Genomic DNA, 16,077 nt, shown 5'->3' with positions numbered 1-16,077 from the left:
CATGAGTATTCTGCAAGCACATCAACTCGACATCGGCTACGGCGCCACGCGCATCGTGCAGGGGTTGTCGTTCGCGCCGCCCGCCGGGAAGGTCACTGCGTTGATCGGGCCGAACGGCTGCGGCAAGTCCACCTTGCTCAAGGCCTTCGCGCGCATCCTCAAACCCACCCAGGGGCAATTGACCCTGGACGGCCAGGCCTACGCCAGCCTGTCCGCCCGCCAGTTGGCACAGCAAATCGCGTTTTTGCCCCAAGTGCTGCCGGTGCCGGAAGGCGTCAGCGTGCGCCAACTGGTCGCCTACGGCCGTAGCCCGCATAACGCGTTGTGGGGCCGCCTGAGCGGCAATGATCAAGCCCACGTGACCCAAGCCATGCAGCGCCTGGAGCTGGACGCGCTGGCCGACCGCGCCCTGGCGGACTTGTCCGGCGGCCAGCGCCAACGCGCCTGGCTGGCGATGGTGTTGGCGCAGAACGCGCCGGTGGTATTGCTCGACGAACCCACCACCTACCTCGACATCAGCCATCAGGTCGAACTGCTCGACCTGATGGGCGAACTGGCCGCCGAGGGCAAAACCGTGATCACCGTGCTGCACGACATCAACCAGGCCTGCCGCTACGCTGACCACCTGGCGGTGATGCACGGCGGCCAGTTGGTCGCCGACGGTGCGCCGTCAGCGGTGATCAGTGCCGAACTGATGCGCCAGGTGTTTGATGTGCAGGTGCAGATCATGAGTGAACCGGTGGCCGGTACGCCGATGTGCCTGGTGGAAAAAAGTACCCGCACTCACGTCTGACGTCGTTCAAAGTTTGGAGGGTTTATCCAATGAAGATGAAGTGTGTTGAAGGGCTGTTTGAATAGGCGTCAATAACCAGCGAAGTGGCTAATTGCAATTAGTCAGACCCTTTTTTCGTCTGCGAGGCCTTTAAATCGGGCGCTGTACCGGAAATCCGGGACAGCTTCAGCTTATTCATTTCAGTTTGTTTCCCGCCTTCCGGAACTAGATTTACAACTTCCAGTCGATTAACCCAGTTAACTCCGACTGCGGCGTGGCGAACTAATGGCACTGTTCTCGCAGTGTTCAGTAGTTCCAAATGGCCATACTTTCTCGCAACTAGACACCCCACACCATGTCGTCAATGCCCATCGATGCCTGCCATTTGCAGATCCCGCACACCGACCACGTGTGCGCGTGGCTGATGCGGCATGCCGGGCTCAAACCTGTCGACCTGGAGCGCGCCCGGCGCCTGTCCACTGACAGCAGCGACCTGCTCGGCCTGCTCACGCGCCTGGGGCTGGTCTCGGAAACCGAATTGGCCCGCGCCTGGGCGGACTTGCTTGGCGCGCCACTGCTGTTGGCCGATGCCGCGCCGCCGTTGCTTGACCCGCTGCCGGCACTCACCGAGCGCTTTATGCGGCACTACCAAGTGGTGCCCATCGGCTGGGCCCAGGGTGGTTTGCGAGTATTGGCCGCCAACCCTGCGCAACATTATCCCTTCCAGGCCCTGGCCTACGCCTGCCAGGTGCCGGTGTGGCTGGCCATCGGCCCGCGCACGGAAGTCGACACGCTGATCGAGCGCTACTACGGCCAGGGCCGCTCCGCCATGGGCACCCTGATCGAAAACCTCGATGAGCAAGGTGGCGCGCTGGAAGACATCGAACACCTCAAGGACATGGCCTCCGAAGCGCCGGTGATTCGCCTGGTCAACCTGATCCTGCAACGTGCGGTGGAACAGCGCGCGTCGGATATTCATATCGAACCGTTCGAAAACCAGCTCAAGGTGCGCTACCGCATCGACGGCGTGCTGCACGACGCCGAAGCGCCGCCGGCCAGTTCGTCGGCGGCGGTGATCTCGCGGGTGAAGATCATGGCGCGCCTGGACATCGCCGAACGCCGTCTGCCCCAGGACGGGCGGATCATGCTGCGCATCCAGGGCAAGGCACTGGATTTGCGCGTGTCCACCGTGCCGACCAGCTTCGGCGAGTCGGTGGTGATGCGTTTGCTCGACCGGCAAACTGTGCAGTTCGACTTCCAGAGCCTGGGCTTTGACGGGCAGCGCCTGGCGGCCTTTCTCGACCTGCTCGAACGCCCGCACGGCATCCTGCTGGTCACCGGGCCCACCGGCTCCGGCAAAACCACCACGCTCTACACCGCGCTGTCGCGGCTCAATACCGCCGAGCGCAAGATCATCACCGTCGAAGACCCGGTGGAATACCAGCTCGAAGGCATCAACCAGATCCAGGTCAAACCGGCCATCGGCCTGGACTTCGCTGGCGCGCTGCGTTCCATCGTGCGCCAGGACCCGGACGTGATCATGGTCGGCGAAATCCGCGACCTGGAAACCTGCCGCATCGCCATCCAATCCTCGCTCACCGGCCACCTCGTGCTTTCAACCCTGCACACCAACAGCGCTGCAGCGAGCATCACGCGGTTGTTGGACATGGGCGTGGAAAGCTACCTGATCGCCTCGACGGTCAGCGGCATTCTCGCCCAGCGCCTGGTGCGGCGTCTCGACCCGGCGACGCGCATGGCATTTGCAGCACCGGCGGAGCTGATCGAGGAACATGGCCTGGATCGCTTGACCGATCAACGCCCGATCCTGCTCTACAAGGGCAGTTACCACGGCCGCAGTGCAATCACCGAATTGCTGGTGATGAACGACGAACTGCGCAGCCTGCTGATGCGCCGCGCCGACGCCGCCACGCTCGAACAAGCCGCGCGCCGCGCCGGTTTGCGCACCTTGCATGAAGAAGGCTTGCGCCAGGCGCTGGCCGGCATCACTTCGTTGGAAGAAGTGCTGCGCGTCACCCGTGGGGACGGCGCGTGAGCCTGTTCAAGTTTCGCGCGCTGGACAACCAGGGCGTGGCCCACAACGGCACGCTGGAGGCTTCGGACCAGGCTGCTGCCATCGCCGCGCTGCACAAACGCGGTTTGCTGGTGTTGCAGATCGAAACGGCGGGCAGCCCCAGGTTGCGCAACACGCGTGGGCAATTGAAGGGCGCGGCACTGGTGAGCTTTACCCAGCAACTGGCCACCTTGCTGGGCGCCGGCCAGCCACTGGAGCGCTCGCTGGGCCTGTTGCTCAAGCAACCCGGCCAACCCCAGGTGCGCGCGCTGATCGAGCGCATCCGCGACCACGTCAAGGCGGGCAAGCCGTTATCCGCCGCGCTGGAAGAAGAGGGCGGCAGCTTCTCGCCGCTGTACCTGAGCATGGTGCGTGCCGGTGAGGCCGGTGGCGCGTTGGAGAGCACCTTGCGCCAGCTCAGCGACTACCTGGAGCGCAGCCAATTAATGCGCGGCGAAGTGATCAATGCGCTGATCTACCCGGCGTTTCTGGTGGTCGGCGTATTGGGCTCGCTGGCGTTATTGCTGGCGTACGTGGTGCCGCAATTCGTGCCGATTTTCCAGGACTTGGGCGTGCCGATACCACTGATTACCGAGGTGATTCTGGCGCTTGGCGAGTTCCTCGGCGCCTATGGCCTGGTGGTGTTGGCTGCACTGATCGCGGCCATCTGGATGGCGGTGGCACGCCTGCGCGATCCGCTGCGTCGGCAGCGCTACGACCGCCGCCTGCTCGGCCTGCGCGTGATCGGCCCACTGCTGCAACGGGTCGAAGCCGCACGCCTGACACGCACCCTCGGCACCTTGCTCAGCAACGGCGTGGCACTCCTGCCAGCGCTGGTCATCGCCCGCCAAGTCTGCACCAACCGCGCGCTGCAGGCCCAAGTGGCGGACGCGGCGGAGTCGGTAAAAGGCGGCGGCACCCTCGCCAGCGCGTTCGGCGCGCAACCGCTGCTGCCGGACCTGGCCCTGCAAATGATTGAAGTTGGCGAACAGGCCGGTGAACTGGACAGCATGTTGCTCAAGGTCGCCGACGTGTTCGACGTCGAAGCCAAGCGCGGCATCGAGCGCCTGCTCGCCGTGCTGGTGCCGTCCCTGACCGTGGTCATGGCCGTGCTGGTGGCGGTGATCATGCTGGCGATTATGCTGCCGCTGATGAGCCTGACCAGCAATATATGAACCTTCAAGGAGCTGAACCGATGCGCCGATTGCGAGTAATCACCCCACGCCGCCAACGCGGTTTCACCCTGCTGGAAATGCTCGCGGTGATCGTGCTGCTGGGCATTGTCGCCACCATTGTGGTGCGCCAGGTCGGCGGCAATGTGGACAAGGGCAAATACGGCGCGGGCAAGGCGCAGTTGGCCGGCCTGAGCATGAAAATCGACAGCTACGCGCTCGACGTCGGCGCGCCGCCCAACAGCCTGCAGCAGTTGGTGGACAAACCCGCCAACGCGTCCAGCTGGGCCGGGCCCTATGCTAAACCGTCGGACCTCAAAGACCCGTTCGGCCACGCGTTCGGCTATCGCTACCCAGGGGAACACGGCGCCTTTGACCTGATCTTTTTCGGCCAGGACGGCCAACCGGGCGGCGATGGCTACAGCGCCGACCTGGGCAATTGGGAATAACCGGCGCATGACCCAACGCGGCTTTACTCTAATGGAGATGCTGGTGGTCATCCTGTTGATCGGCCTCGCCGCCGGGTTGCTGGGGCTGGGCGTGCGCCAAGGCTTGCAGGTGGCCAAAGAGCGTCGCGCGGTTGGGCAACTGGTCGACGCGCTGCGCACCACACGGGCCGGGGCAGTTATCAACGGCGCGACGGCGCGCACTGAATTTGATCTGAAAAAGATGACCTTCCAGGCGCCGGGCCGCACGCAGCAAAGCTGGCCGCCCGAGCTGCACGTGACCTTGCACACCGCTGAACAGTCCGGCTCCGCCATCGAGTTCTACCCCGACGGCAGCTCCACCGGCGGCAACCTGCTGTTGGCCAACGGCACTCGGCGTTGGCGCATTGATGTGGGCTGGCTGACCGGCAGCGTGCAGTCCAAGGCGCTGCCATGAAGCGCCAAGCGGGTTTTACCTTGCTTGAAATGCTCGCCGCGCTGACGTTGATGGCGGTATGCAGCACGGTGTTGCTGGTGGCTTTCGGCCAAAGTGCACGTTCGCTGTCGCAAGTCGCTCACAGTGATCGCCTCACTCACGCGGCGCTTACCGTGCTGGATCAGGAAGCGGCGGGGCCGCTGGCCGAGGGCGTCAGCCAGGGCAATCTGCAGGGCATCCACTGGCAACTGACCAGCACCCGGCAACAGCCGCAGGTGTTTCGTCTTGACCTGACCGTCCGCGAAGGGCCGCACCACGCTCATTTCAGTACCTTGAAGGCGCGCCTGTGAAGCGCCGCGAGCAGGGCTTTACCGTGCTGGAAATCCTCGTGGTATTGAGCTTGCTGGCGGTGTTGCTGGTGCTGGTGGGCGGCGCATTGCTGGGGGCCAACCGTGCCGTGGCCAAAGCCCAGCGCTACACCGCCAGCCTGGATGAAATGCGCGCCGCGCAGCAGTTTTTGCGCACGGCGATCAGCGAGGCGCTGCCGTTGGATGTCACCGAAGACGATAGCCAGGCGCAGGGTTTTTTTGTCGGCACGCCTGAGCGCTTGCAGTTTGTGGCGACGTTGCCGGGTGTGCTCGGTGGCGGCATTCAGCGCTTTACCGTGCAAAGGGTCGAGCGGAAGCTGCAGGTGGCGTTTTCTCAGCTGCAAACCCACACCAACGCCGCCCGCAGTGAGCCGCAAGTGCTGCTGAATAATGTCGCAGATTTACAGTTCAGTTACCGCGGTATCTCACCGCTGGGCCAAGCCACAGGCTGGATGAATGAGTGGCCGTGGCCCCGGCGATTGCCTTCAGCCGTGCGCATCGTCGCCGGCCTTGACGGCCCACTGCCGTGGGTCACCCAAGTCATCGCCCTGCGCCTGAACCTCGCCAGCGGAGCACTCGAAGAATGAGGCGCCAACGTGGCGCTGCCCTGTTGCTGGTGCTGTGGGCGCTGGCTTTGCTCAGCGTGTTGCTCGGCGGCCTGGCCGGTTGGGTGCAGCTGGAAAGCCGTCAGGCGCTGTGGTTGCGCCAGCACACCCAGACCGTGCTGGCGGCGGAAGCCGGAATCGCCTTGGCGATGGCTGATCGGCACTGGGTCGCCGACGGCCGTGACATCCCGCTGACCTTCGACGACGCCCAACTGCACGTCAGCCTGCGCAGCGAGCGCGGCAAGCTCTACCTGATCAACGCCGAGGCGGATGACTTCACGCGCCTGGCCCTGGCCTGCGGTGCCACCCAGGCCCAGGCCGACCAATTGATCAAGGCCCTGGAAGCGCGCCGCCAGCAAGGCCTGCCGCCGTTTCGGGTGCTGGAGGAAGTGCGCCAACTGCCCGGCATGACGCAAACGCTGTACAGCCAATTGCTGCCGGAAATCACCTTGTGGAGTGACCTTGATCGCCCTGATCCAGCCTTCGCCAGCCCGCTGATGCGCAAGGCGCTGAACCTGCCGCGCCAGAACGCCGAAGGCGCCGACCCTGGCGAGGTGCTGGTGGTCGACAGCCACGCACAACGCCCCGGCGGCTATCAGGCACGCCTGCAAATCACCGTTTTATTGAGCCCCTCGGAGGACAGCGCGCAACCCTACCGGGTGCTGCGTTGGCAAGAATGAATCGACTCGAACCCATCGCCCGGCATTGGCGCGGCAGCTTGCTGCAACAAGGCTGGCGCCTGTGGCTCGCGGAACTGCGCGCCTGTGTGCCGAATTGGCTGGCGCTGCACGAGCCGCCTGAGCAGGTCTACCACTGGCCATTCAAAGCGCGCGTCGCACCTGGCAGCACGCGCCAGGTGCTGATGCTCGCGCCTGACGCGGTGCTGCTGCAAACCGTGCAACTGCCACTGGCGGCTGCGCGCAACCTGACCGCCGTGGTCGGTTACGAGCTGGATCGCTACACGCCCTTCGAGGCTGACCAGCTGTACTTCGTCGCACGTCAGGATCAACGCACAGCCACGCACCTGCAGGTCACGCTGGTGGCGATCCTGCGCGAACAGCTGGACCAGATCCTTGTCGACTGCGCCGCCCTCGGTTTGCACCCCCATCGTGTGGATGTGAACAACCTGGGCATCGACTTGCTCCCCGCGCCCCTGCGCCCGCGCCAACGCCCAGCCGGTAAAGGCTTGCAACGCAGCCTGCCATGGCTGTGCGGCGCCTTGTTGATTGCGGCGATGTTGCTGTGGCTCAACGACCGCCAGCGCGTGCTCGACGCCATGCACGCCAGCGTGCAGCAGCAAAAAGCCCAGGTCGCCGAGGTGCACGCCTTGCGCCAGCAACTGCTCAATACCCGCGGCGCGGCGCAGTATTTAACCCGCCGCAAACTGGCGCAGCCGCCCTTGGCCGCGTTGCTCAACGACCTCACCACTTGCCTGCCCGCCGACACCTGGCTGGACCAGTTGGACGTCAAGGAGGGCGAAATTTCCGTCTCGGGGCAAAGCGCCAAGGCCAGCGCGTTGATCACCCGCATCAAGGGCTGCCACAGCCTGGAAAACGCCCAGTTCGAAGGGGTGATTCAACCTGATGCGCGCACCGGCAAGGACCAGTTTGCCTTGCGCGCCCACCTACGCCAGGAGGCCGCCGATGCGCCGACCCCTCACACCCCGTGAACGTCGCGGCGCGGCCTTGCTGTTGCTGGCTGTAGTCGTCGGCGCGGCCTACTGGCTGCTGATCGACAGCTGGTTCGCCGGCCCCTTGCGCGACATGGGCGAACAGGCCGAGCAATTGCGCGAGCAGCAGCAACGCTACGCGGGTGTGGTGCGCCAAGGCGATGCGCTGCGCCAGCAACTGCTGCTGGCGCAGCAAGACCCGGCCAGTAGCACCAGCCTGTTGCCGGGGGATGACCCCGACGTGGTGGCCGCCGACCTGATGCAGCGCCTCGCCGACCTGATCAACAGCCACGCCACTCTGGGCGGCGGCTGTAGCCTGACGCAACGCAAACCCATCACCCCGGAGCAGGACGAGGCTGAGCCGTATCGCCAGGTCAAGGTCAGCCTCACGCTCAACTGCGCCATCGAGCCCCTGGAAGCGGTGCTGCATGAACTGGAATACCAGCCGCCGTTTCTGTTTGTGGATGAGCTGCGCATTCGCCGTGGCCAGCAGGCGCCTGCCACGGGTGGCGCGGGGAAACTGTTGGTGCACCTGTTGGTGCGCGGCTATCTGCAACCGCAGGTGGCGCGATGATCGGCGCGCTGCGCCCCTTGGAATGGGGCTTGCTCGGCTCGGCCGGGTTACTCGGCGTGTTGATGGCGGTGATTCTCAGCAGCCTCGGTGATGAGCCCCAATGGCTGCCCGAACCGGTCACGCGCGCGCAGCCTTCGGCCAGCGTGCAAGTGGCGCCGAACGTGGCACTGGAAAGCCTTGCTGCCACTTGGCAAGCGCCGCTGTTCAGCCCTGATCGCAGCCCGGACAGCGTGGTGGGCAAAGCGCGGGTCACGGGCCTGGCCAACCTGACGCTCAGCGGCATCATGATCACCGGCAACCTGCAAATGGCGATGCTCAAACAGGCCGATGGCCGCCCTTTGACGGTACGCCTGGGCCAGACGCTGCCCAACGGCTGGCGCCTGGAACACCTCACGCCGCAATACGCCCGTTTCGCCCTGGATGGCCGCACGCAAACCTTGAACCTCTACACCAAGCGCCTGCCGCCGCCGTCCACCCGGTCCCCGATTACTCTTCCCCGCGAGCCCCTCCCTTGATCGATATGCGCACCTCAACGTTTTGCCTGGCCGCCGCCCTTACATTGGGCGGCTGCGGCGCCTTCCCCGACCGCCTCGATCCGGACGATGACCTGCTGCACGAAGCCATGCAGGGCACCGGCTCACAGCGCCCACCCACTGAGGCACCTGCGCCTGAAAGCGCGCAGCCTGAGGCCAAGTCAGCGCCACAGCGCCAAGTGATCCGCGGCAACCAGCAATTCGTGCGCCCGCCCGGCGCAACACCGAGTGCGAAGGATGCGGGTGGTGACATCGTGTTCAACTTCGCCGACCAACCCATTGAGGCGGTGATCAACAGCGTGATGGGTGACCTGCTGCACGAAAACTACAGCATCGCCCAGGGCGTGAAGGGCAACGTCAGCTTTTCCACCTCCAAACCGGTGGACAAGCAGCAGGCGCTGGCGATTCTCGAAACCCTCTTGTCCTGGACCGACAACGCGATGATCCGCCAGGGCCAACGCTACGTCATTCTGCCCGCCGACCAGGCGGTGGCCGGTAAGCTGGTGCCGCAAATGCATGTGGCTGCGCCGTCCAGCGGCCTGTCGGCGCGGCTGTTTCCCCTGCGCTATATCTCTGCCACCGAGATGCAAAAACTGCTCAAGCCGTTTGCCCGTGAGAATGCTTTTTTGCTGGTGGACCCGGCGCGCAACATCCTCAGCCTGGCCGGCACCCCGGAGGAACTGGCCAACTACCAGGAGACCATCGACACCTTTGATGTGGACTGGCTCAAGGGTATGTCGGTGGGCGTGTTCGGCCTGCAACGCGCGTCGGTGGCCGAGTTGATGCCCGAGCTGCAAGCCATGTTCGGCCCGGACAGCGGCATGCCGTTGGCGGGGATGCTGCGGTTTTTGCCGATTGAACGCACCAATTCAGTGGTGGCGATTTCTTCGCAGCCGCAGTACCTCAGCGAGGTGGGTGACTGGATTCGCACCATCGACGAAGGCGGCGGTAATGAACCGCAAATGTACGTCTACGACGTGCGCAATATGAAGGCTTCGGACCTGGCCAAGTACCTGCGGCAGATCTACGGCAATGATGCGATCAAGGACGACACCCCGGCCAAGGTCGCGCCGGGGTTGCGCACTACCACCTTGTCGTCGCTCAACAGCAACAGCGGCGGTGGGTTGCAGAACACGCCGCCGCCAGCCGAAGAGCCTGAGCAAGCGTCTGATGTTGCGCAGCCTGCGCCGGATAACAGCCTGGAAGCCGGTACACGTATTACGGCGCAGAAAAGCAGTAACCAACTGTTGGTGCGCACGCGTCCGGCGCAATGGAAAGAGATCGAGGCGGCGATCAAGCGCCTGGATAACCCGCCGCTTCAGGTGCAGATCGAGACGCGCATTCTTGAGGTCAAGTTGACCGGGGAGCTGGACCTTGGGGTGCAGTGGTATTTGGGGCGGCTGGCGGGGAACTCTGCCAGTAAGACGGTGGCGAATGCGTCTGGTAGCCAGGGTGCGCTGGGCGGTGGCGGGGCGGGGTTGGGGGCGTCGGATTCGTTGTTTTATTCGTTTGTCAGCGCCAATTTGCAGGTGGCGTTGCATGCGTTGGAGACCAATGGGCGTACGCAGGTGTTGTCGGCGCCGTCGCTGGTGGTGATGAATAACCAGCCGGCGCAGATTCAGGTGGGGGATAACATTCCGATCAGCCAGACCACGGTGAATACCGGGGTCTCGGATACGACCTTGAGCAGTGTTGAGTATGTGCAGACGGGGGTGATTCTGGATGTGGTGCCGCGGATTAATCCGGGGGGGCTGGTGTATATGGATATTCAGCAGCAGGTCAGTGATGCGCAGAGTCAGAGTGGCACGAGTGATACGCCGGTGAATCCGCGTATTTCGACGCGGTCGGTGTCGACGCAGGTGGCGGTGCAAAGCGGGCAGACCGTATTGCTGGGCGGGTTGATCAAGCAGGACAACGCGCAGAGTGTCAGTGCTGTGCCGTATTTGGGCAAGATTCCTGGGTTGCGGTGGTTGTTTGGCAATACCAGCAAGTCCAAGGATCGCACGGAGTTGATTGTGTTGATTACGCCCAGGGTGATTACCAGTAGCAGCCAGGCGCGGCAGGTGACGGATGATTATCGGCAGCAGATGCAGTTGCTGCGGCCGGGGAAATGAAGTGAGGGAATGCGGTAGAAAATGTGGGGGCTGGGTTGTCTGCGATGGCGGTAGAGGGCCTGTCAGATCAAGATCAAAATCTACAGCACGGCGGCCTAGTAGCCGACCTGAGTGGTAGAAGCAAAAGCAGGGCAACAGCACAGCAAGAACAGATCAAAAGCAGAGCTGCTTTTCTGTGGGAGCTGGCTTGCCTGCGATGCAGACACCTCGGTACATCAGGCATAACCAGTTGATGCCTTCGCAGCGGTTCGGCGGTCCGACAAGCCAGCTCCCACATTTGACCGAGTACACACATCTACCTGATGTACTGAGCTCCAAATGTGGGAGCGGGCTTGCTCGCGAATGCGGTGGGCCAGTTACAAATGAGCTGACTGACACACCGCATTCGCGAGCAAGCCCGCTCCCACAATTAGACCGAGAACAGCTTCAGTGAACAGGTCGGCTGTCAGGCCGCCTCTGCTTTTGCTTTTGATTCAACCACTCAGGTCGGCTACTAGGCCGCCGTGCTGTAGATCTTGATCTTGATTTTGATCTTAGGCGCCCCGTCAACCACGCTGGCCGAACGCAGGCTTTGGAGCGGGGGTAAACCGGCAGGACGCCGGTTTAGCCGCGCTGGGCCAAGGATGGCCCATCGCGGCGGCCCCCGCTCCAAAGCCTGCGTGAGGGCACACCGAGCCTAAGCGAGGTGCCGAGTGGTGGGGCAAGAGCCCTTTTGGTTACTTTTGGGGCTCTTTTCCAAAAGTGACCCGCTGTAAGAGCGGAACCAATAGCCGCCGTTACCGCAGCAACGGATATGTACACAACCAAACTCAACCCTAACCTAAAAAACATTACCAATATGAATAAAGTAATTCATAAATAATGAAAGTAGAGAATATTAGCTTATGCCCAAATAGCATTATATTTTTAAAATCCATTCCGTTATGTTTGATCGCAACAGCCTACCCCTGACCTCGGATGGTACCCAGCGTGATTCAGATTCTGCGCGCCACAACCGGGCAATGACCCCGCGGCAGAATCGTTGGAACGGAGTTCAACGTATGTTGCCCATTCAAACCCCTCGCTCGCCCCACACCTAGATCCAAATCGCCGCAACACCCTCGAAAAACCCGAGCACCGCGCACAACCGCGCGACTGCCCGACTTCGCGATCTGGAAAGTTTGGAGTGGCCATGAAACACGTCTTACACCCCACCACCGCACTGGCGCTGGCCCTGCTGGCAAGCACGGCCCAGGCGCAGGCCCAGGACGATACCCTGTCTACCGTGGTGGTCACCGGCAACCGTGGCGCCGAGCAGCGCACCGTCACCAGCAGCCCGGTGCCAATCGATGTGGTCAGCGCCAAGCAACTGCAAAGCACCGGCAAGCCCGGCCTGATGGAAGCCCTGAGCGCCGTCATCCCATCCCTGACCCTGCCGGAAAAAACCGGTTGGGACGCCAGCGGCATTGCCCGTGCGCCCAACCTGCGTGGCCTGAGTGCCGCCGAAGTGCTGGTGCTGGTCAACGGCAAGCGCCGCCACACCAGCGCCACCTTGAACATCAACGGCATCAACACCGGCGCCGCGCCGGCTGACTTAGACCTTATTCCCATCAGCGCCATCGACCATGTGGAAGTGCTGCGCGACGGCGCCGCTGCCCAATATGGCTCGGATGCCATCGCCGGGGTGATCAACGTGATCCTCAAGGCCGACACCAGCGGCACCTCGGTGACCAACGTCGGCCAGGGTTACGACGGCAAGAAACAGACCGTGCAACAAAGCCTCAACAAGGGTTTTGAAATCGGCAACGGCGGCATCGTGCAACTTGCGCTGGATGCACGCAGCCAGAATGACGACAACAAGGCCAGCGCCAACGGCTACACCTATGAGCAAGCCTACGGTTTGGCGGGCAAGTCCACGTATGGCGGCTACGGCACGCCCAAGACCAACCTGCTGACCCTGGGTTATAACGCCGAGCTGCCGATCGATGACAGCTTGAGCCTGTATTCCTTCACCACTTACTCGCGGCGCAAGGCCGAGCAGGGGCAGAACTTCCGCCTGCCGACCATCACCAACACCATTACCACCGGGCCCAATGGCTACCCGGCCGGGTATACGCCAACCTGGTACATCGACGAGGACGACTTCCAGGCCGCGTTCGGCGGCAAAGGCACCGTCGGCGCATGGGACTGGGACCTGTCCACCACCTACGGGCGTAACGAAGCGGAGCAGGGCACCACCCACAACCAGAACCCGTCGCTGGGCGAGTACACGCCCAACAGCTTTACCTCCGGCACCTGGATTTCCACCGAGCTGACCACCAACCTCGACTTCAAGCGCGGCTTCGATGTCGGCCTGCAAAAGCCGCTGGACCTGTCCTACGGCTTCGAGCATCGGCGCGACACCTACGAGGTGCAGGCCGGTGATTACGCGTCCTATGCCGACGGCGGCTACTGCGTGGCGCCGGGCAATTGCGCGTCGTCCGGGGCGCAGGTCACCAACGGTATTTCACCCGATGAAGAAACCAGCGCCTCGCGCAACAGCCTCGCCAGCTATGTGGATGTGGGTTTCAACCCATTGCCGGACTGGTACGTGGGCACCGCGTTGCGCTACGAGCATTACAACGAAGGCGTCGGCGCGACCCGCAGCGGCAAACTGACCACACGCTACGATTTCACCCCGCAATTTGCCGTGCGCGCCACCGTCAGCAATGGCTTCCGTGCGCCGTCCCTGGCCAACAGCTTATTCAGCGCACGTTCGACTACCTATGGCGTGGTCGACGGCGTGTATCAGTCGATCAACTACGGCGTGCTGCCAGTGGGTTCGGCGGCGGCCAAAGCCCTTGGCGCGCAAGAGTTGAAGCCCGAGCGCTCGACCAACTTCAGCCTCGGTTTCACCCTGACGCCCACCGACCGTTTGAACTTCACCGCCGACGCCTACGTGATCAACCTGCGTGACCGCATCACCCTGACCGGCACCTTGCTCGGCCCGCAAGTCACCCAGGTCTTGCAGAACAACGGCATCAACTCCACCTCCGGCGGCCAGTATTTCATCAACGGCGCCGACACCCGCACCAAAGGCGTGGACCTGGTCAGCAACTACAACCAGGACATCGGCCAGTACGGCGCGTTGAAGTGGACAGCGGCGTTCAATTGGAACCAGACCAAGATCCTCAACTACAAGGCATCCACCGACATCCTCGGCACCTCCTATGACCTGATGGACCGCCAGGCCCGTGGCCTGATCACCGATGTGCAGCCCAAGACCAAGCTGATCCTGGGCGGCGACTGGAGCATCGACCGCTTCAACCTCAACCTGGCCCTGACCCGCTACGGCGCCTACAAAGAGGTCAACGTCTCCGCCGACCGTAGCCTCGACCGGGTCTACAGCGCCAAATGGATCACCGACCTCGACCTTGGCTACAACCTCACCAAAGCCCTCAACATCGCCGTCGGCGCCAAGAACCTGTTCGATGTTTACCCCAAGAAACAAGGCGTGCCGAGCAGCACCATGCTCGCCAGTTACGGCACGTATTCGCCCTACGGTTTTACCGGCGGGTACTACTACACCCGGCTGACTTACGCCTTCTAAGGCCGCAACCCGCGAGGAATAGAACATGCCCATTGTCGCCAAAACCTATGACCTGATTGATGAGGTCACCGACTACCCGGTGCGCCAGGCCCGCGTAGCAACGCCGATCAAGGCCTTGCACGTGGTGCCGGCCCGGCACCCCTGGCGCTGGGCGGGGTCGATTTTCGCCGCGCTGGTGCTGCTCGCCATCGTGCATTCGCTGGCCACCAACCCACGTTGGGAGTGGGGCGTGTTCGGCCAGTGGTTCTTCTCGCCGTCGGTGCTGCGCGGCCTCGGCCAGACGCTGTTGCTGACGTTGCTCAGCACCGTGTTCAGCATCATCCTCGGCACTGCGCTGGCGCTGGCGCGGCTGTCGGGCTCGCCGCTGCTGGCGGCGTTGGCCTGGGGCTATATCTGGTTTTTCCGCTCGATGCCGGCGCTGTTGGTGCTGATCATCCTCTACAACTTTGCCTACCTGTATGACCACATCGTGCTCGGCGTGCCGTTCACCAGCGTGGTGTTCGCCGAGTGGTCGACGGTGGATGTGCTCAGCCAATTCACCGTGGCGGTGTTGGGCCTGAGCCTGATGCAAGCGGCGTATGCGGCGGAGATCATTCGTGGCGGCCTTATCGGTGTGGACGCCGGCCAGCATGAAGCCGCGGCGGCCCTGGGCTTGCCGGCCTCGCGACGCATCTTCCGGATCATCCTGCCCCAGGCCTTGCGCTCGATCCTGCCCTCGGGTTTCAACGAAATCATCGGCCTGGTCAAGGGCACGTCCATTGTCTACGTGCTGGCCTTGCCCGAGCTGTTCTACACCGTGCAGGTCATCTACAACCGCACCCAGGCGGTGATCCCGCTGCTGATCGTGGCGACCGTCTGGTACTTGATCATCACCACCGTGCTGACCAGCGCCCAGTATTACGTCGAGCGTCATTTTGCGCGTGGCACTGCGCGCGTGCTGCCGCCCACACCACTGCAACGCATCCGCCGCTGGCTCAAGGAGAAAACCCATGAGTGAAGCACGCGCCGGGCGCATCCAGATCCAGGGCGTGGGTAAGCGCTTTGGCAACCAGCAGGTGCTCAAAGATATCGACCTGACCATCGACCCGGGTAAGGTCACGGTGATTCTCGGGCCCTCCGGCTCGGGCAAATCCACCTTGCTGCGCACCATTAACCACCTGGAAAAAATCGACAGCGGGCACATCACCATCGACGGTGAATATGTCGGCTACCGGCGCAAGGGTGACCTGCTCTACGAATTGAAAGAGCGCGAGATTCTCAAGCGGCGCATTGACGTGGGCTTCGTGTTCCAGAACTTCAACCTGTTCCCGCACCTCACCGCCTGGGAAAACATCGCCGAGGCGCCGTTGGCCCACAAGCGCTGGAGCAAGGCCGAGGCGCAGGCCAAGGCGTCCGAACTGCTGGCCAAGGTCGGCCTGGCGGACAAGGTCGATGCTTACCCGCGCCAGCTCTCCGGTGGCCAGCAACAGCGGGTCGCCATCGCCCGAGCCCTGGCGCTGGACCCCAAAGTGCTGCTGTTTGACGAACCCACTTCAGCACTCGACCCGGAACTGGTGGGCGAGGTGCTCGACGTGATCAAGGGCCTGACCCAATTGGGCGTGACCCTGGTGATTGTCACCCACGAAATCGGTTTTGCCCGCGAGGTGGCCGACCACGTGGTGTTTTTGTGCGACGGCCAACTGATCGAAGAAGGCCCGCCCGAACAGATTTTCCGCCAACCCCGACATCCCCGCACCGTGGCCTTTCTCGGCAAAGTGCTTTAGTTCAAGG

At 63.0% G+C, this 16,077-nt stretch carries 15 protein-coding genes; all 15 read left to right on the top strand.

Annotated elements, in window-relative coordinates; genetic code table 11:
* Nucleotide 1 precedes the first annotated feature (1 nt).
* The 15 genes from fecE to ACA065_RS19640 all read left to right on the top strand — a co-directional run bounded on the left by fecE (nucleotide 2) and on the right by ACA065_RS19640 (nucleotide 16,070).
* Entirely contained in the window at nucleotides 2-793 is a 792-nt protein-coding gene (fecE, locus tag ACA065_RS19710) for a Fe(3+) dicitrate ABC transporter ATP-binding protein FecE (RefSeq protein WP_497691146.1), read from the top strand.
* 334 nt (nucleotides 794-1,127) lie between these two features.
* Entirely contained in the window at nucleotides 1,128-2,825 is a 1,698-nt protein-coding gene (gspE, locus tag ACA065_RS19705; protein ID WP_497691145.1) for a type II secretion system ATPase GspE, read from the top strand.
* Nucleotides 2,822-4,018 (top strand): type II secretion system inner membrane protein GspF, encoded by a 1,197-nt coding sequence (gene gspF / locus ACA065_RS19700; protein WP_497691144.1) that lies wholly within the window; start codon nucleotides 2,822-2,824, stop codon nucleotides 4,016-4,018. Before gspE ends, gspF begins: the two co-directional genes overlap by 4 nt.
* Nucleotides 4,015-4,464, top strand: a complete 450-nt coding sequence (gene gspG / locus ACA065_RS19695; protein WP_497691143.1) for a type II secretion system major pseudopilin GspG — start codon at nucleotides 4,015-4,017, stop codon at nucleotides 4,462-4,464. Before gspF ends, gspG begins: the two co-directional genes overlap by 4 nt.
* Nucleotides 4,465-4,471: 7 nt before the next feature.
* Nucleotides 4,472-4,897 (top strand): pilus assembly FimT family protein, encoded by a 426-nt coding sequence (locus tag ACA065_RS19690; RefSeq protein WP_497691142.1) that lies wholly within the window; start codon nucleotides 4,472-4,474, stop codon nucleotides 4,895-4,897.
* Nucleotides 4,894-5,226: a type II secretion system protein gene (locus tag ACA065_RS19685; protein ID WP_497691141.1), complete on the top strand. Its 333-nt coding sequence runs from the start codon at nucleotides 4,894-4,896 to the stop codon at nucleotides 5,224-5,226. Before ACA065_RS19690 ends, ACA065_RS19685 begins: the two co-directional genes overlap by 4 nt.
* Nucleotides 5,223-5,831: a type II secretion system protein GspJ gene (locus tag ACA065_RS19680; RefSeq protein ID WP_497691140.1), complete on the top strand. Its 609-nt coding sequence runs from the start codon at nucleotides 5,223-5,225 to the stop codon at nucleotides 5,829-5,831. Before ACA065_RS19685 ends, ACA065_RS19680 begins: the two co-directional genes overlap by 4 nt.
* Entirely contained in the window at nucleotides 5,828-6,529 is a 702-nt protein-coding gene (locus ACA065_RS19675) for a type II secretion system minor pseudopilin GspK (RefSeq protein ID WP_497691139.1), read from the top strand. Before ACA065_RS19680 ends, ACA065_RS19675 begins: the two co-directional genes overlap by 4 nt.
* Nucleotides 6,526-7,518 carry a PilN domain-containing protein gene (locus tag ACA065_RS19670; protein ID WP_497691138.1) on the top strand — a complete coding sequence of 331 codons (993 nt, stop codon included), beginning with the start codon at nucleotides 6,526-6,528 and terminating at the stop codon, nucleotides 7,516-7,518. The genes ACA065_RS19675 and ACA065_RS19670 overlap by 4 nt, the downstream gene beginning before the upstream one ends.
* The gene (gene gspM, locus ACA065_RS19665; RefSeq protein ID WP_497691137.1) at nucleotides 7,493-8,092 is read left to right on the top strand and encodes a type II secretion system protein GspM; all 600 of its coding nucleotides are present in this window, start codon (nucleotides 7,493-7,495) and stop codon (nucleotides 8,090-8,092) included. The genes ACA065_RS19670 and gspM overlap by 26 nt, the downstream gene beginning before the upstream one ends.
* Nucleotides 8,089-8,607 (top strand): type II secretion system protein, XpsN-like, encoded by a 519-nt coding sequence (locus ACA065_RS19660; protein WP_497691136.1) that lies wholly within the window; start codon nucleotides 8,089-8,091, stop codon nucleotides 8,605-8,607. The genes gspM and ACA065_RS19660 overlap by 4 nt, the downstream gene beginning before the upstream one ends.
* Nucleotides 8,608-8,612: 5 nt before the next feature.
* Entirely contained in the window at nucleotides 8,613-10,739 is a 2,127-nt protein-coding gene (gspD, locus tag ACA065_RS19655; protein WP_497695383.1) for a type II secretion system secretin GspD, read from the top strand.
* 1,171 nt (nucleotides 10,740-11,910) lie between these two features.
* Nucleotides 11,911-14,307, top strand: a complete 2,397-nt coding sequence (locus ACA065_RS19650; RefSeq protein ID WP_497691135.1) for a TonB-dependent receptor plug domain-containing protein — start codon at nucleotides 11,911-11,913, stop codon at nucleotides 14,305-14,307.
* 25 nt (nucleotides 14,308-14,332) lie between these two features.
* On the top strand, nucleotides 14,333-15,304 hold the full coding sequence (locus tag ACA065_RS19645; RefSeq protein WP_497691134.1) for an amino acid ABC transporter permease: 972 nt from the start codon (nucleotides 14,333-14,335) through the stop codon (nucleotides 15,302-15,304).
* Entirely contained in the window at nucleotides 15,297-16,070 is a 774-nt protein-coding gene (locus ACA065_RS19640; protein WP_071486260.1) for an amino acid ABC transporter ATP-binding protein, read from the top strand. The genes ACA065_RS19645 and ACA065_RS19640 overlap by 8 nt, the downstream gene beginning before the upstream one ends.
* Nucleotides 16,071-16,077: the final 7 nt, after the last annotated feature.

Source organism: Pseudomonas sp. LBUM1640 (assembly GCF_059716225.1).
This window is presented reverse-complemented; position numbering and strand designations above follow the sequence as displayed.